The organism is Commensalibacter intestini A911, from assembly GCF_000231445.1.
GTDB classification, from domain to species: domain Bacteria; phylum Pseudomonadota; class Alphaproteobacteria; order Acetobacterales; family Acetobacteraceae; genus Commensalibacter; species Commensalibacter intestini.
This window is the reverse complement of sequence record NZ_AGFR01000009.1, coordinates 318,992-342,734: the sequence shown is the minus strand read 5'-3', so window position 1 is coordinate 342,734 and position 23,743 is coordinate 318,992. Positions and strand designations below refer to the sequence as shown.

Sequence of the window (23,743 nt, the reverse complement as noted above, 5' to 3'; positions counted from 1 at the left end):
AGTTTTTATATCTCGAATCGCATAAAAGCAATTATGAGAACCACTTTGTTTTTTCACTTACGTGTGTACTAAGCATAAAAAGGATGTAAAGCACTGGAACCGATATCTGATAATCTCTTATCTGTGACGAACATCAGTGCTTTTCGTGGGGAAAAACTCGTTTTAAAAAAAGTTAACTTTTCTCTATCCTCTGGCGAGTCTCTGATTATCAAAGGCCCTAATGGCGCAGGAAAAAGCACATTACTTCGCCTCTTAGCTGGATTACGATCTGTTGATGCAGGTCAAATTACTTGGAATAACCAAAATATTGCAGAATATTCTTATGAACACAGCCAAAATATTGCTTGGTTAAGCCATCAAGATTCTCTAAAGCCCGCTTTAACGGTCAAAGAAAATTTACAACTAACTAGTCAGATTTATAAAACAGACCTTTATGCTGCTTTAAAAACCGTTAATTTAACCCATATGGCAGATATTCCAACGCGTATGTTATCTGCAGGTCAAAAACGACGCACGGCTCTGGCTAGAATTTTATTGAAACCTGCACAATTATGGTTACTGGACGAACCTTCAGTGGGACTAGATCAAGAAACTATTCAGCAGCTAGGGTGTATCTTTGAGAATTTCAATCAGCAAGGTGGTATGATCATTACCACAACTCATGTGCCTCTTCCTTTACAAAATAGTAAAGTTCTACATTTAACTCCACCGACATCCATGGCATCAGCGTTATAAAATGCGTATTTTTTTCCTCTTTATTCGCCGAGAAATCCAACTATCTCTCCGATACAGCACAGATAGCCTAGGCACAATTTTATTCTTTATTCTAACGGCCTCTTTATTTCCTCTAGCTTTGGGGCCAGAGCCTCAATTATTACGCCAAATCGCCCCAGGAATTCTATGGGTATGCGTTCTACTTGCCGCATTACTTCCTATAGAGCGTTTATTTAATCATGAATATGAAGATGGATCTTTGGAGCAACTCTTATTGCTAGGCCTTCCCCCTTATGGTTTAGCACTCGCAAAAATGGTTGGACATTGGCTAACAACAGGGATCCCTCTGCTTATTGCTAGCATTCCCCTCGCTTTAATGTTTAACTTTCCTTATCACGCTATTCCGCTCTTTATCCTAAGCCTTATGGTCGGTACAGCCTGCTTATCTCTACTAGGTGGGATGGCAACCTGTATCGCTCTAGGAGCGAGAAGGAACGCTTTTTTGCTTCCTTTACTAACCTTCCCTTTACTGACACCTGTTTTAATTTTCGGGGCTATGATTACTGACGCACAGTTACATGCCCTGAACTATATGCCTCATCTTCAATTACTTGGTGCTTGCTTTGCGTTGGCATTACCACTCTGCCCATTCGTTGCAGGTGCTGGGCTTAAATTAGCAGCAGAGTGATCGCCTACAGGTGCAGCTGCAGTTCCAACAACCTTAAACGGTATTGAACCAGAACTCTCTTCACCTTTCCATGTCCAAATTTGCCATTGTAATTGATATTTCCCAGCTTTGAGCGGATAAGTTGTTTTGACCTCCGTGTGATCCAAAGAAACAGTTGCAGGAATTAAAATCGGCTCCCCTGTTTCACCCACCAATAATAATCTGCTTCGAAACTGATTAAAATCATGATCATATTTAACCATAATTTCTTGATTACCAGCTTGTAACGTTTGGTTTGCTTTTGGAATAGAGCTTTGAACACTAATCGCATAAGCAGAAAGACCACTTACCATCATGCCAACCATTACCATCGAAGTCATCATTGTCATTTTACAAAATTTTTGCACTTTTTTATCCTTTACCTATAAAAAAGAATTTATTCCTTTTGCATCCTAAGCTATCTTATTCCACGAAAACAATATCATTCTTTACTTCTATCCTAATATAGGAAATATAAATGGGTATGCCTATTAATCGTTTCGCCTTATTGACCCTTATCGGGGTTAGTTTCTCTAGCCTTATAGGGGCCTCGTCTGCATATGCCAATTATAAAAGATGTTGGATTCAAAAAGGAGTTGCGACGATTAACTGCGATCCTGCTGATGGATATTATTTTGTCAAAGAAAAAGATCAATATAAAAAATGTAACGTTGCAAATGGTGACTTAACCAATAAATGTAAACAAGAAGACGGCTTTGCCATGTTTTTAACCAATCATCGTTGGTATCAATGCCCTATTCAAAATGGTATAAAAACAGATCATTGCAGCCTTGCAGATGGTTATCATGTGATTTTTGTTCCGCATTTACCGTTATTATAGAATTTATGGGATTATATAATAAAGATAAATTTCTTTATCATTTACCTTTAAAAAATATCTTATTGTTCACACGTTTTAACAATCATAAAGATAAAACAAAAAATGGACCATTCTAATGCTAATAGCAATCAACTTACACATCAAGAAAGCCCACTAGCAATAATCTGTACATTATTTATTTTCATGATAATAATAACAGAACGAGCCTGTTACCTAGTCGAAGAAACACCACAAAACGATGCACGTTATATTGTAACATTATTTTTAATATGCATGATTTTGCTTTGGGTAACCTTATTCATTGTAACACGCAAGATGCAAACAAATAAAAACTTACGCGTATATTTATCGACAATACCTTTTATCCTGATTGTGTTCTGTGCCATAAAGCATATACCTATTAATAGCACGCTATCCTATAATCTAGTTACAATAACATATGGTACTTTTTTTTATCGCTATCATCTCAGCCGTTACATACATAATCAAGAATATATATACGCACTTAGATAAAACTAAGAAAAGCGAAAGGTGGTATTATATAATACCAATATCTGATGGGATAGTAACCACAAGTGTTCTATACATACTCTTACATTATTGTTCTCCAAATTTATTTCCATAAAAATTTATTATTCTCTACGAAAAAGTTAATATATTTTCCACTATTACAAAGATAAAATAATCTATTTTTTATTAACAATAAAAATACATAAAAAAGGCACCTCATTTCAGGTGCCTTTTTTATTTAATAAGCAATTAATTCTTATTTAGACTCTTGCTTTGTTGCTGGTACATCTTTCGCAAAAGGCTCCCCTTGAGGAGGATAAGCAGTATCCCAACTTGGAGGCGCTGGTAAAGAAACAGGATGTTCTTTCAGCTCTTTCATCAAGTAATCAACCGCTGTTTCCAATTGTTTATCATGACCATCTTGTAACTCTGCTGGCGTATTTTCAACTTCAATATCTGGTTTAACCCCATAATTCTCGATAATCCATTCAGAGTTCAATCCATATAGGCTTTCTTCTGGAATAGTAATATATCCACCATCACGCAAAGGCCAATATCCGCGGATACCACGAACACCACCCCATGTGCGTTTACCAATCAATTTACCCAATCCATATTTACGGAAGTAATAAGGGAAAATATCTCCATCAGAAGCAGAATACTGATTAATCAAGGTCACTTTAGGCCCGTTAATTAATTGTTGAGGCAAGGTTGCTTGCATATTTTCACGGTTCGTCGTCATACCAACTAAGATCCGTCGTAATCTTTCCAACAAGATTTGATCAATAAAGCCACCACCATTCCAACGATCATCAATAATCACAGCCTCTTTATCAAGCTGAGAATAGAACTGACGAATAAATTGCTGCATACCTAATTCTTCCATATCGGAAAGATAAATATAAGCAATGCGACCATGAGATAAACGATCAACCATCTGACGATTATGCTCTACCCATGCTCTTTCTTTCAAAGAAAGCTCATTTTTAAGCGTATTCACTTCAACGGTTTTGACCTTGCCTGTATCTTTGTCTTCAAAAGACAACTGAACAGGATTAGAAACCCCAACAAAGAATTGATATGGATTGACATTTCCTTTGACGTCTTGTCCATTCACAGAAAGTAAATAATCCCCTTCGTGAATATTCAATCCAGGCTCGGTCAAAGGACTGCGATATTGTTTACGGCTATTATCCCCTTGATAAATTTTAGCCAATGAGTAACGCTCTTTTTGTGCATCATAAGCAAAATCAACCCCCAATAAAGCCGTTGGAACAGCTTTCACAGGATCTTGTTGATCTCCGCCACCAACATATGTATGAGAATTTCCAATTTCACCAACCATTTGGCCAATAATATAATTCACATCGGAACGAGATCCTGCCAAAGGAATAAGTGCTTCATACTTATCATGCACAGCTTGCCAATCTTGGCCATTCATTTGAGAGTTTACAAATAGATCACGTTGTAAACGCCAAGCATCTTCAAACATTTCTTTCCATTCTTTGGGAGGCTCTACGCGAGTACGCATAGAAGAAACATCTAAGGTTTTATCATCTGCATGTTTTTCTTTGGCATCAGCAACTACCCAAGAATCTTTTTGATTATAGAGAACCTTGCTGCCATCATAAGAGAGACTGTAATTATCAATTCCTTTCTCAATCACGGCATCTTTACGCTCTTTCAAATCATAAACATGCATTGCAGGTTTTTCACCAGAGAACTCACCAGACATCGTTTGTGGTGGAGATAATAAATAATAAATCTTATCCCCCGCAGCCTGCATGTCGGTAATTTCACCACCCGTCATCGGCACAGGAACAATCCGTCGTTCTAAATTCTTAAAATCAATTTTCACTGCTGGTGTAGATGCTTTTTTATCTTTATCTGCTGGATTGACTTGATCTGCTGACTTAGCTTTTTCTTCTTGTGGTAATTGCCCTTCATCAGAACGAACAGCAAAAGGTGAAGGCGTATCTTTATCTAATGTTGCGATATAAATCCCAGCACTTTTAACTGTTAACGCATTCATTTCATTATCGGCAAACACCGTATTTTCATAACGGTTAGATGCAAAATACAAATATTTACCATCAGGAGAAAATACAGGTAAATAATCATTATTTTGCCCAGACGTTAACCTTGCAGGCATTTTTTGATCAATATTATAGGCCCACAGAGCGCGTTGTTGATTTGGTTGAGTTAAACTATACGCAATCCATTTGCTATCAGGGGAAAAACTAAAATCATGAATCTCTGCATTCTCATCAACAGCAATTTTCTTAAGATTATCGCCATTGCTATCCATTAACCATAAATTATGATTGCCATCAGAAAAGGCTATTTTTTTACCATTGGGTGAAAAACGTGGCGCATAATAATATCCCGTTTTAAAATCTGTTAAGATTTTTTCTTCCCCACCGACAGACGGACGAATAGCAATATTTTGTTCACCATTACGATCCGTTGTATAAGCAATCCATTTGCCATCAGGAGACCATACAGGATGGTCAGCATCAACATCACTAGAGTAGATTAAATTACGAATAGCCCCATGCTCAACAGGCACCGTAAAGATATTTCCTCTGGCAGCAAAAGCCGCTCGTTTTCCACTAGGAGATAAAGTAAAATCTGGTTGTTGAGCAGGATCAATTTTACGAATAGAATCAGAAACATTCACATAACGAGGCATTGTTCTGGTGCCATCATCTGGAACGGTTACAGAAACCTCATGCAACTTCTCAGATGGTAAGTCCAACAGATATAGTTTTCCACCTTGTTGGAAAACAATTCCATTATCTCCCAATGAAGGGAAATCAATATCATAATCTGTGAAATGGGTAACTTCTTTTGTCTGACCTGTTGCTTTATCATATACCCACAGATTTAAACGACGATTTGAATCTCTATCAGACAAGAAGTAAATCCTATTCTGATACCACATTGGAATAGTATCCGTGCCTTTCCAATGCGTAATTTGCTCTAGTTTCTTTGTATCAAAATTATAGGTATAAACATCTTGGGCCAGTCCGCCATCATAACGCTTCCATGTGCGAAAATCACGGTAAATACGAGTATAAGCAATATCTTTTCCAGAAGGGCCGTAACTGATAAATCCAGAACGATCCAATGGAAGTTGCTGAGGCAACCCTCCGTCAATAGAAACCGTAAAAGGAAGGCTCATCCAACTGTTCCACGCATTTCTGCGAGATAAAAAGACGATTTCTTTGGAATCTGGTGTCCACGTCACCACCATATTATCAGGGCCCCACCGCTCTGGAGCAGAGGCAACGACATCAGAATGATAGGTTAACCGTTTAACCTCACCACCATTCGCAGGCATGACGTAAACATCTCTATTTCCTTGATAACTCGCCGTAAATGCCAACCACTTTCCATCAGGAGAAAAACGAGGCATCACATCTTCACCCGTATCCGCAGTCAAACGCCGTGCAACACCACCTTCTTTAGGCACTTCCCATACATCACCACGCGCAACAAAAGCAATCTTATCCCCATGTAACGTTGGATAACGCATTAAAGCTTGTTCTTTTGTCGGAGATTTCACAGCCTCTTGTGCAGGTTTACTGTCTTCCTCTGCCAATACAGGGGTAAAGATCATCCCATAACCAATAGCTCCAACCTGTGCGAGCATGGTGCTTAATAATAATTTTTTCCATCGACTGATCTGAACCATTGGTATGTTTTCTCCTTAAATGACTCTTAAATATTTTTATGATCACATTATATAACAGCGATCTTCTTAAATCTTTCACCATCCATAAAACACGCATTATGGCGAATACTCAATCTATTATTTGTCAAATTTTAGAAAGAATTGTTGATGTTTAAACGATTATCTCCACCAAGTTATCGAACAAATCACAAACACAAGATGTTTTCTCTTGTCATGTTTCGATATTTTTTTGTAATAGATAAACACTACATACAGATTACATACAAGGAACCTCTATCATGACTGATACTCTTCCCGATCGTTTATCCGCAGATCCACACAGCCCTTATTATAACGAAGAACTCCTGAACCATGGCGTTGGCATTCGTTTCAAAGGCGTTGAAAAAGACAATGTTGTTGAATATTGTATCAGTGAAAAATGGGTAAAAGTCAGTGTTGGAAACACCGTAAAACGCGACGGTAAACCGATGACAATGAAATTAAATGGTCTTGTTGAGGCTTATGTCAAAGAAAATACTGACGAAAAAGCTAAATAAGATATTAAAAGCATTATATAAATTTATATAATGCTTTTTCTTTATTGAACTATAAATTACGTCCAAACAAACGAATCACAAGTTCCATACATGTTTGAAATAAAGCCGCATCATATCTTGGACCTTCATCACGCAAAAAAGCATGTTGTGCGTTAAATTCATGCCATTCATAAGAAGCTTCTGCTTTATGTAACGCTTGTTGAATTTGAATACGTCCTTCAAATGGCACATGAGGATCCTGTCTGCCAAACACAAACATGGTCTCCCCTTTGAGTTCATTCAAACGATGAATAGTATTATCACACTGCCCTTGTCCTAACGTCGAATCATGCACATTTGTTGCATAAAAACAAGCTGCTGCTTTGACATCAGAATGTAATGCTGCACGTAATGCCAAATGACCACCTAAGCAAACACCCATTGTGCCAATATGACCATTACAATGTTCATAGGTCTTCGCCCACTCAATCACCGTGTTAGCATCTGAATCATACGCAGAAATAGGCTTTTCAAATTTCAAGCAATTTCCGCGATCCGTTCCTTCTTTATCATATTCCAAGACAGTCCCTAGAGGTTCATACTCATGATACACTTCTGGCACAATCACGATATAACCTTGTCCTGCAATATAAGCTGCTAACCGACGAATAGGTTGCGTGACTTGATAAATTTCTGAGTAAAAAATAACTGCAGCATATTTTCCTTCAGCAACTGGACGAAAAATATGACAACGCATCAAGCCTGTTGGTGTTTTTAGATCAATTGTTTCATTCGTTTGGATAATCATGACTTTACTTTTACCGATCAATTTCTATGAAAAGCACTAATGCTCATATCAAGCCGAGTTTACCTAGCCCAACGAGCAATAATCAATGGATTATTTTGTGCGTCTAACAACTTTAAAACTTTGCCATGGATTGAATAAGATTTAATAGATTTCAAATAACTGAAAAAACGCGCATCCTGTGCATTGACATCATTTGATAAACAAGTTTCATTCGTTGTCACAATATCCTGAATGGTAACTGTATTTTTACCTTGGCTAAATTTTCCGAGAAATTTATTACACAAACCACGCCCAGTCACTTTATGACTGTAAGGATTAAAGGAAATAGATGCATAATTCTTTTCCCCTTGATAGGTTTGAAGCGTTTTTTTCTGACCTTGCAGAGATTCAACACGCCATACAGATTCATCAAATGGAGATTGTTTTTCTACCACCTGTGCAAAAGCCAAACCACTGCCAAGAACCATTTGAATACCGACGATCCATGCAAACAGATTTTTAATCATTCCAACCGATCCTAATTTATAAAAAGGATCATACTCTCATATTTTAATAATTCTATAAAGATCATCTGATAAAAGTTTACAATGAAATTTATGAAAGAAAAATCTCATACTTTGTTAATTCTTTTAGCATAATTTTATCCTTATGATACTAAAATATAGCAATAAAAAATTTATAAAACTTTTGAAAAAATTAAGTTCTTATGATTTCATTGCATATTCACATTAACATTGCTCATTTTAATATCAAATTAATTTTGATTAAATAACGATTATTTGATGTCATTACTATTAAAATCATTTCTTCTTATAATCTAGCCACAAAGATAAAACTGTCTATTCATAAAAAAATATGAAAAAGCCTTCTGCAATAATCTAAAAATTACCCATAAATACCACCTGTGCAAATAGATAAAACAACATTACCAGCCGCAGCAGTAATTACTTGATGCATATTAGCCCCTGCATAGAGAATAATTAATATATAATAGGTGTTAATAAGGTGACATAGGCAAAAACATTAAACATGATATTCACAACAGCGTTCGTTTTACTCAAGGGAACTCTGTGTAAAAGAAAGTCTCTATAACTACCATAAGGTTTAGCAATCAACGCATTCACTGGAACCGCAATTAATCGAGCATAAAATGATTGTCCAAAAGTCATCTTAGAAATTAAAATTTCAATAAACATATTGGTAATAGTACAAAAAATAACCATTGCCACCATATCTGCAACGATTAACCTAAATGGATCTGATTTAATTCCTTTTAATATTTTTTTACAAAAGAATAGTGGTGGTTACTAATAAAATTATTTAAAATGAAATGCATATTATCCTCTAATCATCATCTAATAAAACTTAAGGATATTATGCCCGTTTTCTCGCCAATCAGTATAATGAAGGATGGACAATTTATTGTTTAATTAGGACAGAAGATGACCACCAATGTAAAAAATAAACCTCTATTACTTTCTTCTTATTTTTCTGATGATTTTTTATATCCTTGTTGGTTCAGAACATCGGATATGCCTGCCAACTCCACTTACTCTGTCCTACACCATAAATCAGGAGAATTTGTCTTTACTTTTGATGGCAGCCTCGAAGTAAACGTTGAATCCAACCACCTCATTGCCCCAATGAATTATGGCGTATGGATTCCTCCTATGGTTGACCATGAATGCCTAAGTCGTTATATCACCAGCTCTTGCTCTGTTCATATCATGCCAGATTTTTGCATGGGCCTTCCAACTATTCCATGCACACTTGAAACCAATGAACTCTCCCGATCTATCTTAAAATACTTAAAATCTCTTCCACAAACCATGCTGGTTTCTGATGAAATACAAAGACTTTTAGTGGTCTTTATCGATCAATTAAAACAGATGAAAATACATAGTGACTTTCTACCATCATCAAACGATATGACGCTACGCCATCTTCTAGAATTTATAGAAGCCACCCCAGAAGATAACACACCTATCCAAATCTTAGCTCAAAAAGCAGGTATCACTGTTCGGACATTAAACCGAAAAAGTCACCATGAGCTGGGAATGCCATTCACCGAATGGCGCCGACGCTTTAAAATTGTTCAAGCAATGCATTTATTAGATCAAGGATATAAAGTAGAGGTTGTTGCCTATGAACTCGGCTATAGTAGTGCATCAGCCTTCATTACAATGTTCCAAAAAATTACAGGACGAACACCAAGACAAAAATTATAAAATACCTTAGCCATTCATAGACAGATTAAACTATTACAAACCTTATTGATCACCCCATTTACGATCCGGTTATCGCAAAGAATAAACGGTCATTATTCCTAAAATTGTTAAGATAATCGACGCACAGACATGGGTTAAGATAGTTATTCCAGCCCACATAAAACGGCCTTCTTGCATTGATAAAACAACTTCTGCAGAAAAACTTGAAAACGTAGAAAGACCACCAAGGAATCCCGTAATAATAAATAACCGCCATGGCACTAACGCTGGAATTAACACAAAAATAGCTACGGCAATTCCAATTAAATATCCTGCAATACAATTGGCAGCTAATGTTCCCAAAGGCATATAGGGGAACAAAGAATTTAAAGACATTCCTAGCCACCACCGAAGCAAGCAACCAAGCGTTCCACCAACACTGACCATCATAATTGAATTAAACATTTACCCTATCCTTATACAAATAATATGCCAGATAGGTACAGATCTACGCGCCCCGTACATACTGGCTCCGCGTAGATATCATCATCCGCAAAATGCGGCGGTTTACAAGGAGGATATCATCTCCTAAACTTTATTTATTATTGTTAATCCAGCTTTAATACACTGTCAATTTGTATATTCATACCAACAATAAAAAAGTCAGGTTTGAAATCACCTGACTTTTGTAGAATATCTAACAACTACTGATAAATAAATTTATTCAGCATCATTTGTGCTAACTGATATAAATAAAGACTGATTGCCTCTTAATATTCTTAATAAAACATCTGTATCTTTTTTCAGAACATTACGAATGGCATCTGTTACTGCATTAGGATTATCAACGGGATGATTATCAACAGACACAATCACGTCTCCAGGCTGCAATCCAGAACGATCAGCAGGTGAATTACTTTTAATCCCACTAATCACAACGCCTTTAACACTATCATCAACACCAATTTGTTGTCTTAAGTCAGGCGTTAACGGTGATAAAGCAAGCCCAAGATTACTTGTTTTTTTAATAACAGCTTTATTATCTTGTTTATCGTCACTCAGATTCGCAACCTTAGCCGTTAGATCTTTTTTAACCCCATCTCGTAACACGGTTAACTTGATATCTGTCCCTGGCGCAATTCCAGCCACACGCACGGCAAGTTCACGAGGATCTTTCACAACTTGGCCATCTAAACTTAAAATCACATCCCCTACCATAACTCCAGCTTTTTCTGCAGGACTATCCGGAGAAATAGACGCTACCAAAGCACCTTGTGGTTGCATACCATGTTCAGGCTCTGGAAGTTTTAACGCTTTTACCATAGAAGATGTTACAGATTGTGCTGCAACGCCTAAATAACCTCTGGTCACATGACCACTTTTTTCTAATTGCCCAATAATATTTTTTACGGTGTTTGATGGAATAGCAAATCCAATTCCAATGGATCCCCCTGATGGAGATAAAATAGCGGTATTTACGCCAATAACTTTACCATCCTGAGAGAATAAAGGCCCTCCGGAGTTCCCACGATTAATCGGCGCATCAATCTGAATAAAAGAATCATACGGGCCATCGCCAATATCTCGACCACGAGCAGACACAATCCCAGCTGTTACCGTGCCACCTAGACCATATGGGTCGCCAACTGCAATCACCCATTCTCCTGGTTCAACACCATTCGAATCTCCCAATTGAATAAATGGGAAGGGTTTATCAGATTTAATTTTTAATAAAGCTAAATCCGTTTTTGGATCTAACCCAACCACTGTTGCTTGATATTTCGAACCATCCTCTAAAGAAACTGTAATTTTCTTTGAATCTTTAACAACGTGATTATTAGTAACTACATACCCATCAGGAGAAATAATAAACCCAGACCCACGAGCTTCTACAACTTGTTTTTGCATTTGTTGAGGAAACATTGGAAAAGGAAACGGTGCTGGAAATCCACCATTCCCACCACCTGAAAAATTACCATTATCAGGGAAGCCACTGATTGTTTGATCGTCTCCACCAACGGTTATTTTTGATGAAATAGAAACGACTGCTGGTCGCACTTGCTTCACTAAATCAACAAAATTAGGTAGATTTTGAGTCGAGGTAACCGGCTTAATCGCCCCTGCATGTTCAGTTAATACACCAGCCGCATTTGCGGAATAAACCCCACCAAAAGAAATAGAGCTGCCAATCAGCAAAGAAGCCATCATCCCTTGTCTAATATATGGGGTGAATTGAGAAAATGCTTTAACAAATTGGTCTTTATTTAAAAAGTTAATCATTCAACACCTATTGTTTAAATTCATAATAATGAATAGTTGGCTCTACTATGATTGGTAATTATGGCAAAAATTAACAAGAAGTCGATCTCATTTGTTGGAAAAAATTTTTTAACAAGATTTGACTCTCTTGCTCTTGTACTCCACCGATAATTTCTGGACGATGCAACGACTGCCGATGAGAAAAAATACAAGCTCCGTGCTCTACACCACCACCTTTTGGGTCATACGCTCCAAACACAATACGATCAATACGATAATGCATCGCAGCAGCTGCACACATTGGGCAAGGCTCTAACGTAACAACTAAGGTATATCCTACCAAACGTTTTCTACTTAATAATGCACAAGCCTTTTCTAATGCCAATATTTCTGCATGTGCTGTAGGATTTTGTAATTTCTCAACTTGATTAAACGCTTCAGAAACAATCTGACCTTCAGGAGAGATCACCAATGCCCCAACAGGAACTTCACCTGCATCAAAAGCACAGTTTGCTAAATTCAGCGCAATATCCATCTTCCAAAAAGAATTTGCTTTCTTTTGCAATCATATATCCTTAAATAAGTATAATATAACCTAACCTTCATATCCTATTCGAAAGTAATAATATCTTATTTTCAGGAATAAAATAGATGTATTCTTTTACTCGACACTAAAGAGACTTTGACAAATATAACCGTTCTTCTTAATAGAAAAGAATACGTATCTATAACCTATAACATAAATTTTTTATATTCATGACAATGCTCTCCTTGCCGATGATTGGTATTACACTTGATGTATTCAATGGATCTTCCACTGAATATTCTGCCTATCCATGGCTTGCCTTACGGAAAAACTATACAACCGTGACCATAGAGGCCGGAGGTATTCCTATTGGGCTCTCTCCACTAAATGCAAAAAATATTCATGCAATCTTAGACAAACTAGACGGATTAGTGATTAGCAGTGGAAATTTTGATATTCATCCATCACTTTATGGTGCAACAGAAATACACCCTGCGGTCAAACTTAATGCAACACGCACAGAATTCGAATGGACCCTTGTAAAAGCTGCTTGGGAAAGAAATATACCTGTATTAGGCATCTGTGGTGGCGCTCAATTAATGGCTGTATTTTTGGGGGGAGAACTCTATCAACATCTTCCTGATGATGTTCCTGATGCTCTACCTCATGAACAAGACTGCCCCCCACATCAAGGAAGTCATAGCATTAACATACAACCCAATACAATTTTATCAACACTCAGCCAAAGAACCAGTTGGGCAGTTAACTCCTCCCATCATCAGGCCATAAAATCTCCAGGGCGTGGCATTATCAGTGCCATTGCCGAGGATAATATCATCGAAGCGATTGAAGATCCTTCACGGAATTTCTTTGTTGGTGTACAGTGGCACCCTGAATTCGGAATTGAATATCCGGATCGTAAAATTTTTTCTGCTTTAATTGCCAAGGCGAAACTCTATGCACAACACAAATAATGATAACGATTCTCAACCTTCTGTTAAAGGAGAGCGTATTGCCAAATGGTTGGCAAGGGCAGGAGTTGCGTCTCGTCGTGAAGCTGAGACTATGATTCAAGATGGTAAAATCTCTTTAAATAATGAAGTCATCAAACAACCTGCAACATTTGTGCAAGAACACGACATCATCAGAGTTGAAGGGAAAGTAATCTCTGCACCTGATCGAACCCGTTTATGGCGATATCATAAACCCATAGGGCTTATCACCACACACAAAGACCCAGAAGGACGTAAAACCGTTTTTGAAGCAATGCCCGAAGCAATGCCTCGGGTTATCAGCGTTGGTCGTTTAGATTTAAATAGTGAGGGTCTATTACTCCTCACCAATGATGGTGCCTTGGCTAGAAAGCTGGAAATGCCCAGCAGTCAATGGACAAGACGCTATCGCGTTCGAGTCTTTGGCACGATTAACCCAGAAGATTTTAATAGACTAAAAAAAGGAATCACCGTCGAAGGTATCCATTATGCGCCTATTGATGTAAAAATTGATTCTCAAAAAGGCAATAACACCTGGTTAACCGTTTCCTTACAAGAAGGGCGTAATCGTGAAATTAGACGCGTCATGCAGCATATTAATTTACAAGTTAATCGATTGATCCGCATTGCATACGGGCCATTCCAACTCGGTGCGCTACCCAAAGGTGCACTTGAAGAGGTTACCTTTAAAGTTATCAAAGAACAAATCGGTTTACCTTCCGCTGAGCATAAGAAAAAGTAAGATATGCGTATCATTGCAGGAAACTATAAAGGCACGACTCTATATGCCCCTATGGGGAAAGAAACACGTCCAACCTTGGATCGTGCACGCCAAACATTGTTTGATATCTTGTTACATGCCCCTTGGGCTGGCAAGGCCTTTATAGAAAGCGCAATTGTTCTTGACGCCTTTGCTGGAACGGGTGCTTTAGGCCTCGAAGCATTATCTAGAGGCGCCCAAAAGGCTTATTTCTTTGAAAAAAATATACAAACTCGGCAAGTTTTAGAAAAAAATATACAGCTTTGCCGTGCAAATTCTATCAGCATCCTATATAAAGACGTTATAATGCCTCCATTAAGCAATTGTTTTTGCAATCTTATTTTCTTTGACCCCCCCTATCATCACAAACTGATCCCTATTGCGTTAGAACAATTACAAAAAAATCAATGGATATCAGCAGACGCTTTGATCGTTACAGAAACTGCTGTCGATGAAGAAATACAACTTAACCCATCTTTCTCTTTGATTAATGAGAGAAAAATAGGTGCTGCACATTTAAAGTTCTGGAAAAATAGCAATATGATAGAGTAAACATATTGTTACTATCGATACCCTCCCTCTTCTTACCATTCTATAAACAAACGGATAATCATTGTGATCGGCCATAATAAAACAGAAAAGATTATTTCTTCTGAATTACAATCTGCATTTGGAAAACGAATGATGCAGCTTAGTGGTTGGATTCTGTGGGTATTTGCTTTGTTATTAACTTTAGCGTTAATCAGCTATAACCCTTCAGATCCTTCCTTTAATACATCTTCGACCCAGCCTCCAACCAATTTGTTGGGATATATCGGGGCGTATTTATCTGATGTGTTAATTCAATGGGTAGGTATCGCCAGCTTTTTTCCCGTTATCGTTTTTATGGCATGGGGATGGCGGATCATTAGACATCAACATCTGAAAGGATTTATCCTAAGAATAGTAACGATGTTATGTGCAATCCCTGTCAGTGCTGCTGTGATTGCTGCTATTCCTCTTTTTATCTCTAATAATTTCTCTCCAGAATGGCCAAGTGAATCTGGTGTCGGTGGTTCGGTTGGCTTTGTTATCGCCCAAACTTCTTTTACTGCTGCTCATGATGCCCTAGGGCTTTCTGGTAAAATTCTCATTTGGTCTTTGGGAATTATCTTATGCTTGTTATTAGTTCCCTTATCAATGGGATTATCCAAACAAGAATGGTATCGTATTTTAAAATTCTTCAATAGAATTTTTGGAATCATTACTTACCTGATCTTTAAAAGAAAAAAAGCTGTCGCTGAACCTGATCAATATACCAACAGTAATTCTTCAGCGCCTGTGCGTTCATATGATAGAACACCATTTAAATCAAACCCGAAAACAACAGCGTTTGAAGATGACTATACGCCTCCTTCTTATCAAGAGTCGATCCGAGCATCCACGCAAAATCCTTATCCTGCTACAGCACAAAGAAAGCAGAATGCCAGCTCACTAGCACCTGATAATACTCCAATCTTTGATCCGCAAAATGTGCCTGATAAAAACGCAAAACAATCTTCTTACTCCTCTGCGCCTCCAGCACAACAACAGCTCCCTGCGCCAACAGCAGTACCAACACACGCAGAACAATATCATGAAGACACTTCACATTACCAAGAACCCGAACAAGTTGAGCCTCCAAAAGCAAAAGGAATCTTTTCTTTTTTAAACAAACCAATCAAAGAACATTTATCACCGATTAAAGAACATATTGTAAACGAGCATATTGCACCAATCAAAGAAACGTTGCAGGCTGCTGATCCTTATAAACAACATGAACCTTACGCCAACGAAAACTCTTGGTCATTTCCTCCAATTTCTTTATTAAGAGAAAACCCAGAAGGCAATAACAACAGACCTAGCGAGCAAATGTTACAAGCAAATGCTCGTATGTTAGAAAATATTTTAGATGATTATGGCGTCAAAGGAACCATTGGTGAAATTCTTTGTGGTCCTGTTGTCACTTTATATGAATTAGAACCCGCACCGGGAATTCGCTCTGCCCGAGTTATTGGCTTATCAGATGATATTGCTCGTTCGTTAGCTGTTATTTCTGTACGTATTGCAACGGTTCCTGGACGCAATATTATCGGAATTGAAGTTCCAAATAATACAAGAGAAATGGTTTATTTCTCTGAAATGTTAACCACAGAAGCATGGCATAGGCATACGTCTAGACTTTGCCTCGCTTTGGGTAAAAATATTTTCGGCGAACCGATTTACGCAAACCTCGCTAAAATGCCGCATCTATTAATCGCTGGAACAACAGGCTCAGGAAAGTCCGTGGGGGTCAACTCCATGATTTTATCCTTACTCTATCGCCTGTCTCCTGATGAATGTCGATTAATTTTAATTGATCCTAAAATGTTAGAGCTTTCTGTTTATGAAGGTATTCCACATCTTTTAACCCCCGTAGTTACCGACCCTCATAAAGCATTATCCGCACTCAAATGGGCGGTTAGAGAAATGGAGCGTCGTTATCGGTTAATGTCTCAACTGGGTGTTCGAAATATTGACGGGTACAACCAACGCATTACCAACGCACGCAATCAAAGCAAAATCATGACTCGTCGTGTACAAACGGGATTTGATCCAGAAACAGGTAGACCCACTTTCGAAGAACAACAAATTCCATTGGAACATTTCCCATATATTGTTGTCATTATCGATGAAATGGCTGACCTGATGATGGTTGCGGGTAAAGAAATCGAAGCTGCCGTTCAACGCTTGGCACAAATGGCTCGTGCTGCTGGTATTCACGTTATTATGGCTACCCAACGCCCATCTGTTGACGTGATTACAGGCACCATTAAAGCGAATTTCCCAACCCGTATTTCTTTCCAAGTGATTAGTAAATTCGATAGTAGAACTATTTTGGGTGAACAAGGTGCTGAACAACTTCTTGGCCAAGGGGATATGTTATTTATGCAAGCCGGTGGGCGTATCAAACGTATTCACGGGCCTTTTGTTTCTGATGATGAAGTCGATAAAGTTGTTCAACATTTACGCCAACAAGGTGAACCTATTTATGTTGAAGATGTCACTGCTGAACCTGTAGAAGAAAATACAAATACAGGGAGTGGTCGTGGTAACAATAATAATGACGAGCTTTACAACCAAGCCATTGCTTTAGTTGTCAAAGAAGGAAAAGCCTCTACCTCTTTTATTCAACGTCATTTATCCATCGGTTATAATCGCGCGGCAAAAATCATTGAGCAAATGGAAAAAGAACGTATCGTCAGCCCTGCCAACCATGTTGGAAAAAGGGAAATCTTAGTCAACAGAGCTTCCGATGAATAACTCTTTAACTGAACTTCCTTTTCCAATTTTATTTCAAGATAATCACTTTATCATTATTAACAAACCTGCTGGAATGCCTGTTTATACAAATAGGCATTCTACACAAAAATCCGTTGAGGATTATTTCCCTCTTTTATCCAAACGAAAAGATGGCCCTTGGTTAGTTCATCGATTAGATCAAGATACTGCAGGGTGTTTAGTAATTGCCCTTCGCAAACAAGCACTCATCAATGCTCAAAGTTGCTTTGAGAAAAAACAAGTAACTAAAATCTACTGGGCTATTGTCAAAGGAAAGCCTAGCGAAAATAGCGGTCATATTAATGCACCGCTTTTAAAAGTCACCAAAGATAAACAATGGTCAATGCAGCAAGATCCAAAAGGGCAAGCAGCTTCGACAAAATGGAAATTATTAGGATCAAATGGTGACATTAGCTGCCTTGAACTGCAACTCTTAACGGGACGGACACACCAAGCTAGAGCGCATTGCGCAATCTTAGGGCACCCTATTATCGGGGATACAATCTATAATCCTAAGAACAATCAAGAACCTCATTTGCACCTCTTTAGTCGTCAAATATCACTACCTTTATCCCCTCCCCTGTCAGCAGTCTCTGAGCCTCCTGAACATATGCTTTTTATATTAAAAAAAATCAATAATTAATAAAAATAGATGAAATATCTATCCTTCAAATGATCTTTCTTTTGATCTTTTGGTTTTTCAGCTTTCGGAACAGGCTGTTGCAACGACGTTAATCCACCAGCCGTCGCATCAAGACCAATATTCCCGCTCCCAGTAACTATACCAGACAATGCACCCAAACCACCAACAATCAAATCATGCGAAATACTAGAAACAACCTTATTCATATCCGTTGTCGTATCATAGGTTTGTTTATTATTATTCTGCTCATTTTGTGCATTATTATTAGGTGTAATATCTCCTTGAATATTAGTATTTTTCTCCCCCTGATTATTTATAGCCCCACCATTATTAGGATCGCTAGGATTTTTCTGATCTGGGGAGATTTTATCGGCGATTTGTTTGCTGGCATCTGTTGCCCAACTATTAGCAAGGTCACCCGCCACAACACCCGCAGCCGTCGCACCAACGTCACCTTTGCCAAGTGCTGCACCACCTACCGATGCAATTCCAGAAACAACCATATTGCCCGTTGCCGTATCCCCAGCAACATCCCCTGGAGTTTTTTTATCAATTTGAGAAACCACAACGGTGGTAATATTATCCCCAATTTTTGTTAATTGCTGGGTCAAGTTATCTTGCTTGCTAAAGTTATTTTGCATTTGATTTGCATCAAAATTATTTTCAAGATATCCGCTGCCTGTTTCCAGCGTGTTCGCAACTTTACCTGTTGTAGAGCCAGTATTCACCGTAACATTACTGGTAATCACAGAATCTGTTGTTGAGTGTTGATCATTAGTTACCACGTTTCCTTTGACCCCCAGAGCAGACGCACTGTTTAAAACATTCCCTGGTAATAATGTATGATCCTTTGCCTCTGTTGCGGGGCCAGCCACTGTATATTGACTTGTCCCCGTGGTAGAACCATTCACGTTCAAGCCACTCCACACGGAATGGTTATCCAATGAATTGGCAACTAAATTACCCGTGGTAATTTGGTTTTTATCCGCATCCGCTGCACTGGTAATCGCACCCCCTATCCAGGGTCGTTGTCCCAGAAACATTTACATCCAAGCCACCTTTACCCGCGTAAAGTCCAGACATGGTTTGTTCCGTTGATTTGTAATTATTATGAATATCCTTAATTCCCCCCCAAGGTGCCTTGAGTATATGGAATCTCTGGATTTGGGTTGCTACCAAAACCCGCAGAAACCAATGGTAATGAGCCAGATGCATTCACGCTGTATGTATCACCATCATATTTCGACGTGTTTTGTGGGGTAGTAATGTTTAAATTACCCGTATTAATCGTAATCGAACTATCGCTGGCCTTACCATCAGAATTATTATTCGTAATTTGTGCACCATTTAGGTTCAGGCTGCCATTCTTGTTATTAATCACAACAGAATTCGTACCATTTATTACCGTCAGAAATAAAAAAAGGATAGATGGGGGATCTATCCTTGAAGCAAGCTTTATTTTGATCTGTAATATGCAACCGCTATATTTATCTTCATAATAAAAACATTATAATTGTTTACCACGATACATAACACGCAAATTAGGTGCTACAACACAAATATCATAATTATCCTTAGTAGGATAAGGTGTATTGGGTTCTACTGCACACGTAGGATTATATCCACCATTATCTTCATAAACCCACTTCTTTCCCAGCATATTTGGGTTAGGATAACGATAAAAAACTGCCCCTGTTAAATAGGCAAGGTTTCCAATAGAATTGGGATTATCGGTTGATAAAGTCGCATAGCCAGTAAAAATCGTTTTATAATTGCTTGGATTAGCAGGCGCTATACAAATACCCATATTATCTTGACTATGACTTACAGAAAGATACAAGAATTATATATAATGAAGATGGTAGAGAAATTACAAAAGAAGACGTTCAAGACTGTCTTGATGATGAGTTTTTAGAAAACAGAAAAAATTCAAAAGCCACTTACTGTCTTGTATTTTCAATGTCTGAAAATATAGATAAAGATATATACTTAAAGCAGTTCGAAATACTATAAAAGAACTGTTCCCACACAATCAAAAATATTTTGTGCTCCATGATAACACAGATAATAATCATGTTCATGTAACCATTGGCAAAACTTCTTACGATTTTAAAAATCATAAACGCTTACATATTGATAAAACAAAATTGGTTAAAATAAAAAAAATAAAGATGGTTCTTCAACGATTATTAAGGTTGATAGTGATCCTTTTGAAATTAAACTGACTATAGATAAGTTATTTGAATTTGGTAGAATTATATCTGTAGAAACTAAAGCAAAAGAAAAAGAATTATTAATTCAATTTGAAAGTAAGAATGGTGTTGAATTAATAACCAAAAGAGGCAAAGAAGCAAAAGACCTACTTAATATAAAAAATGAATTAATAGGCAAAAATATTAGAATATCAAACACAGAAAACAAAAAATATCTCTATTAAATGATCAAACAACAGTGCCTATATCAAGAGAAAAGAAAATTAATAGAGGTTTTAAAATATAATTTTTGCTTAATTATTTTCGAGCAAACCGTAAGCTTAAAATACAAGAAAGATTACAGCATCATAGTCATACATTAACCGAATTTTCCAAAAGATGATTGAATCTAATTGGATATTTAAAGAGGATATATGCCAAATTCATTCTATGAGTTTGTATAAATTCTACGTATTGTTTGAGTTTCAGAATGTATCACATACTTAATATTACTTTTATCCTTATAAATCTTTTTCTTTCAATAATTAATATGTAAATAAATACAATCTTGTTATTTTGTCTTCTTTCGATTACAATGTCTGGTAAGTTAATATGATTTAAGGTCGTTATGGTTGAGGTTAAACGCTTACCTGAGTTTGACAAATGGTTTTCAAATATCAAAGATAAAACTGTTCGTCTTCGGTTGGCTCTAAGATTATCAAAAGTACAGCGTGGTGTTTTTGGTGATGTAAAGCATTTGCAAGATGATGTTTGGGAAATGAGGGAGTTTTTTTGGGGCTGGTTGGAGATTATATTACATGAAACATAATGATGTTGTGATTGTTATGTTAGGTGGCGGTAATAAATCAACGCAACAAAGAGATATTCGAATAGCTATTCAATTAGCGAAAACGATAGAGGAATAAATAATATGATTAAAATAGCAGAATTACCTAATTTTGATATGGCAGATCAGCTTAAAACGAAAGAAGATATTCTTATTTATTTAAATATGGTTATTGAAGAGAACGACCCATCAGAACTTGCTTATGCTTTAGGTGTTATTGCAAAGTCAGAGGGAATGTCTGAAATAGCTAAAAATACCACAATTCAACGTCCCGCACTTTATAAAGCTTTACGTAAGGGTGCTTCACCACGTTTTGATACAGTTAATCAGGTCGTAAATTCACTAGGATTTAAAATTACTCTTAGCCCAGTTTAAATTACCTAAGTTTTCTTTATGTTTGTAACAGACGTATATATTTATTTGACTACGCTTTAGAGATACCTGTCTTTGAACGTTTAAATCAATTAGCTGCTAATCATAACTATAAGCTACAAGGAAAATTTAAAAATTATGCTAACTATGATTATAAAATAGCTAAAAAAACAGAACCTAAACAAATAATCAATGATATTAAAACCAGAGGTAAAGTTGATTTTATTCTAGAAACAGGTAACGACACTTTAATCATTGAATGCAAAAATATTAGAAACTGGATTTATCCAAACAATTCAGAATTTTTAAAGCTTCTTCAAAAAGCTATAGATACAAACACTATTCCTATCTTAATTGCTAGAAAACATCATTTTATAATGAATATATTTAGGTTATCTGGGGTTATAACACACGATACCCATCACCAAATCTATCCATCACATGAATATAAATTTGCTTCTCAAATCAGAGATAGGAATATTATTGGCTTTCATGACATCGCTATTCACAATGAATATGAAATCAACAAAAACAATTTAGATTATGTAAATTATGAGAATTTAAATCATTTTAATAAAAGTTTAGATCAATTCATATTTAAAAACTTATTACCATCAGCTAAAAAAGCTAGAAAGTTATTTAATTTAGCAAAACCATGTTTACAACAATGGATTGATAAAGAAATAACACTTGCTCAATTATACCAAATCGTAAAAAACAATAGCAAACCAACAAACGAAATTAATAAACCAATAGAAAATCATATTGATTTCATTAATCAATTTAAAATGAATAAAATTTATATGGATAAGAATGAATAAACAAAAACCCCCTATTCATAAGGGATTTTTTATTAAAAAGTTAATCATTTTCAATAAGATGCTTTAAAGAGGGTTGGAAGGTTACAAACCTATAAACTTTAAACACGAATGTTAATGCCACTAAGATTGCCTTAGAGTACGATAAAATACTCTTCTTTAAACCCTACAAGACAAAATTAACCCCACTAGAATCGGATTGTAGAGCATTTATGTGAGTGTATGAGAAAACCCTAGCACTGTTTCATTTAAGTTAGATGAAGACGAAAATCCAATGAGCTATTCACTATCTTGTTTCTAAATATTTAAAACTCCAATTAACAGCAAATAAATACATATCTTCTATAGGATGTTCTGTTTTATCATAATTTGCTGGAAGACTTTTACATACTGAATTCAGAACATGGTAAATTAATAAATTACCTTTCTCAGGATAATTTTTATTAATCCAAGCAAACTTAGCTTCAACATTATTTTTCCATACTTCATTATCACCTACATAATTAGGCATCGTATGAAAAACAAAGTTTGACTTACTTTGATTATTTTTCTTAGACAAAGCAGTAACATCCTTACAAGAATATAAAGGATTACTTCCAGCAGCTAAGCAAGAAGAAGAGATCAACAAAGAAGCAACGGCTAAACTAAAAAGAGCTTTCTTATAGGTCATTAATAGAGTTCCAATCCTAGTAAAATAACAAATAATCAAATTAGATTCTATTTTAATTTATTTAATAAAATATCAAAATAGAATCTATATTGATGTATAATTATAAGGATTAGAGTTTGGGATAATAAAGTTGCTATGGAAATTAAAATATTTAGCAGGATTATTAATATTGCCACTCTTAGATGGCTGTTCTGATACGCCACTAGCTTGCAACAAGATCGATTGAATGACTTTTAAACGGAACAAAATATATTTTATAAATTTATAAAAAAATAGGGAAAAGAATACCAGGGCATATTGGAGAAGAATTAGTAGGGTTTTCTCTTC

General features: G+C 36.6%; 24 protein-coding genes, 2 pseudogenes and 1 riboswitch. Of the genes and pseudogenes, 14 read left to right on the top strand and 12 right to left on the bottom strand.

Features of this window, described 5'->3' with window-relative positions; genetic code table 11:
- Window positions 1-93 precede the first annotated feature (93 nt).
- Entirely contained in the window at window positions 94-735 is a 642-nt protein-coding gene (gene ccmA / locus CIN_RS08705; RefSeq protein ID WP_170314054.1) for a heme ABC exporter ATP-binding protein CcmA, read from the top strand.
- Between the two features lies 1 nt (window position 736).
- On the top strand, window positions 737-1,402 hold the full coding sequence (ccmB, locus tag CIN_RS11740) for a heme exporter protein CcmB (protein WP_083813378.1): 666 nt from the start codon (window positions 737-739) through the stop codon (window positions 1,400-1,402).
- Here ccmB and CIN_RS08700 read toward each other — a convergent pair.
- Complete coding sequence (locus tag CIN_RS08700) at window positions 1,318-1,788, bottom strand: copper resistance protein CopC (RefSeq protein WP_008854714.1); 471 nt, start codon at window positions 1,786-1,788, stop codon at window positions 1,318-1,320. The two genes, ccmB and CIN_RS08700, sit on opposite strands and share 85 nt — an antisense overlap.
- A gap of 110 nt (window positions 1,789-1,898) precedes the next feature.
- Here CIN_RS08700 and CIN_RS08695 point away from each other — a divergent pair, with 110 nt between their 5' ends.
- On the top strand, window positions 1,899-2,261 hold the full coding sequence (locus CIN_RS08695; protein WP_008854713.1) for a hypothetical protein: 363 nt from the start codon (window positions 1,899-1,901) through the stop codon (window positions 2,259-2,261).
- Between the two features lie 766 nt (window positions 2,262-3,027).
- Here CIN_RS08695 and CIN_RS08690 read toward each other — a convergent pair.
- Window positions 3,028-6,468 carry a S41 family peptidase gene (locus tag CIN_RS08690; RefSeq protein ID WP_008854712.1) on the bottom strand — a complete coding sequence of 1,147 codons (3,441 nt, stop codon included), beginning with the start codon at window positions 6,466-6,468 and terminating at the stop codon, window positions 3,028-3,030.
- Between the two features lie 278 nt (window positions 6,469-6,746).
- Here CIN_RS08690 and CIN_RS08685 point away from each other — a divergent pair, with 278 nt between their 5' ends.
- Window positions 6,747-7,004, top strand: a complete 258-nt coding sequence (locus tag CIN_RS08685) for a DUF3297 family protein (protein WP_008854710.1) — start codon at window positions 6,747-6,749, stop codon at window positions 7,002-7,004.
- Between the two features lie 49 nt (window positions 7,005-7,053).
- On the opposite strand, the gene CIN_RS08680 is transcribed toward CIN_RS08685, so the two are convergent.
- The 3 genes and pseudogenes from CIN_RS08680 to alaE form a co-directional block, all read right to left on the bottom strand.
- Window positions 7,054-7,791 carry a dienelactone hydrolase family protein gene (locus CIN_RS08680; RefSeq protein WP_008854709.1) on the bottom strand — a complete coding sequence of 246 codons (738 nt, stop codon included), beginning with the start codon at window positions 7,789-7,791 and terminating at the stop codon, window positions 7,054-7,056.
- A 59-nt stretch (window positions 7,792-7,850) separates the two neighbouring features.
- Window positions 7,851-8,297 carry an META domain-containing protein gene (locus CIN_RS08675; RefSeq protein ID WP_008854708.1) on the bottom strand — a complete coding sequence of 149 codons (447 nt, stop codon included), beginning with the start codon at window positions 8,295-8,297 and terminating at the stop codon, window positions 7,851-7,853.
- Window positions 8,298-8,676: 379 nt separating this feature from the next.
- Window positions 8,677-8,987 (bottom strand): annotated as a pseudogene (gene alaE, locus CIN_RS08670) (L-alanine exporter AlaE).
- A gap of 246 nt (window positions 8,988-9,233) precedes the next feature.
- Between alaE and CIN_RS08665 the strand changes: the two are divergent.
- Complete coding sequence (locus CIN_RS08665; RefSeq protein ID WP_008854706.1) at window positions 9,234-10,019, top strand: helix-turn-helix domain-containing protein; 786 nt, start codon at window positions 9,234-9,236, stop codon at window positions 10,017-10,019.
- Between the two features lie 69 nt (window positions 10,020-10,088).
- Here the strand turns inward: CIN_RS08665 and crcB are convergent, their stop codons facing one another.
- From crcB to CIN_RS08650, 3 genes are all read right to left on the bottom strand, one after another.
- Window positions 10,089-10,463, bottom strand: coding sequence for a fluoride efflux transporter CrcB (crcB, locus tag CIN_RS08660; protein ID WP_040364233.1), 375 nt, complete (start codon window positions 10,461-10,463; stop codon window positions 10,089-10,091).
- 65 nt (window positions 10,464-10,528) lie between these two features.
- Window positions 10,529-10,596, bottom strand: a riboswitch (Fluoride riboswitch).
- Window positions 10,597-10,718: 122 nt separating this feature from the next.
- Window positions 10,719-12,278 (bottom strand): Do family serine endopeptidase, encoded by a 1,560-nt coding sequence (locus tag CIN_RS08655; protein WP_008854704.1) that lies wholly within the window; start codon window positions 12,276-12,278, stop codon window positions 10,719-10,721.
- Between the two features lie 70 nt (window positions 12,279-12,348).
- Entirely contained in the window at window positions 12,349-12,792 is a 444-nt protein-coding gene (locus tag CIN_RS08650) for a nucleoside deaminase (RefSeq protein WP_008854703.1), read from the bottom strand.
- A gap of 221 nt (window positions 12,793-13,013) precedes the next feature.
- On the opposite strand from CIN_RS08650, the gene CIN_RS08645 reads away from it, so the two are divergent.
- The 5 genes from CIN_RS08645 to CIN_RS08625 all read left to right on the top strand — a co-directional run bounded on the left by CIN_RS08645 (window position 13,014) and on the right by CIN_RS08625 (window position 18,517).
- Window positions 13,014-13,757 (top strand): gamma-glutamyl-gamma-aminobutyrate hydrolase family protein, encoded by a 744-nt coding sequence (locus tag CIN_RS08645; protein WP_008854702.1) that lies wholly within the window; start codon window positions 13,014-13,016, stop codon window positions 13,755-13,757.
- Window positions 13,741-14,517 (top strand): pseudouridine synthase, encoded by a 777-nt coding sequence (locus CIN_RS08640; protein ID WP_008854701.1) that lies wholly within the window; start codon window positions 13,741-13,743, stop codon window positions 14,515-14,517. The genes CIN_RS08645 and CIN_RS08640 overlap by 17 nt, the downstream gene beginning before the upstream one ends.
- Window positions 14,518-14,520: 3 nt before the next feature.
- Window positions 14,521-15,087, top strand: a complete 567-nt coding sequence (rsmD, locus tag CIN_RS08635; RefSeq protein WP_008854700.1) for a 16S rRNA (guanine(966)-N(2))-methyltransferase RsmD — start codon at window positions 14,521-14,523, stop codon at window positions 15,085-15,087.
- Window positions 15,088-15,150: 63 nt separating this feature from the next.
- Window positions 15,151-17,856: a DNA translocase FtsK gene (locus tag CIN_RS08630; RefSeq protein ID WP_008854699.1), complete on the top strand. Its 2,706-nt coding sequence runs from the start codon at window positions 15,151-15,153 to the stop codon at window positions 17,854-17,856.
- Window positions 17,849-18,517: an RluA family pseudouridine synthase gene (locus tag CIN_RS08625; RefSeq protein ID WP_008854698.1), complete on the top strand. Its 669-nt coding sequence runs from the start codon at window positions 17,849-17,851 to the stop codon at window positions 18,515-18,517. Before CIN_RS08630 ends, CIN_RS08625 begins: the two co-directional genes overlap by 8 nt.
- Here CIN_RS08625 and CIN_RS08620 read toward each other — a convergent pair.
- The 3 genes from CIN_RS08620 to CIN_RS08610 form a co-directional block, all read right to left on the bottom strand.
- Window positions 18,514-19,560, bottom strand: coding sequence for a hypothetical protein (locus tag CIN_RS08620; protein WP_040364231.1), 1,047 nt, complete (start codon window positions 19,558-19,560; stop codon window positions 18,514-18,516). The genes CIN_RS08625 and CIN_RS08620 overlap by 4 nt on opposite strands.
- Window positions 19,561-19,637: 77 nt before the next feature.
- Window positions 19,638-19,898 carry a hypothetical protein gene (locus CIN_RS08615; protein ID WP_008854696.1) on the bottom strand — a complete coding sequence of 87 codons (261 nt, stop codon included), beginning with the start codon at window positions 19,896-19,898 and terminating at the stop codon, window positions 19,638-19,640.
- Window positions 19,899-20,024: 126 nt separating this feature from the next.
- Window positions 20,025-20,324 (bottom strand): hypothetical protein, encoded by a 300-nt coding sequence (locus CIN_RS08610; protein ID WP_008854695.1) that lies wholly within the window; start codon window positions 20,322-20,324, stop codon window positions 20,025-20,027.
- Window positions 20,325-21,337: 1,013 nt separating this feature from the next.
- Between CIN_RS08610 and CIN_RS08605 the strand changes: the two genes are divergently transcribed.
- The 4 genes and pseudogenes from CIN_RS08605 (at window position 21,338) to CIN_RS12090 (ending at window position 22,749) form a co-directional block, all read left to right on the top strand.
- Window positions 21,338-21,538, top strand: a complete 201-nt coding sequence (locus tag CIN_RS08605; RefSeq protein ID WP_008854694.1) for a type II toxin-antitoxin system RelE/ParE family toxin — start codon at window positions 21,338-21,340, stop codon at window positions 21,536-21,538.
- 102 nt (window positions 21,539-21,640) lie between these two features.
- Window positions 21,641-21,931, top strand: coding sequence for an addiction module antidote protein (locus tag CIN_RS08600; protein WP_008854693.1), 291 nt, complete (start codon window positions 21,641-21,643; stop codon window positions 21,929-21,931).
- Window positions 21,932-21,966: 35 nt separating this feature from the next.
- A pseudogene (locus CIN_RS12225) lies at window positions 21,967-22,296 on the top strand (nuclease-related domain-containing protein); the annotation flags it as partial.
- Window positions 22,297-22,305: 9 nt separating this feature from the next.
- Window positions 22,306-22,749, top strand: coding sequence for a hypothetical protein (locus CIN_RS12090; RefSeq protein ID WP_008854692.1), 444 nt, complete (start codon window positions 22,306-22,308; stop codon window positions 22,747-22,749).
- Window positions 22,750-23,032: 283 nt separating this feature from the next.
- On the opposite strand, the gene CIN_RS08590 is transcribed toward CIN_RS12090, so the two are convergent.
- Complete coding sequence (locus tag CIN_RS08590) at window positions 23,033-23,416, bottom strand: hypothetical protein (protein WP_008854691.1); 384 nt, start codon at window positions 23,414-23,416, stop codon at window positions 23,033-23,035.
- Between the last annotated feature and the right edge of the window lie 327 nt (window positions 23,417-23,743).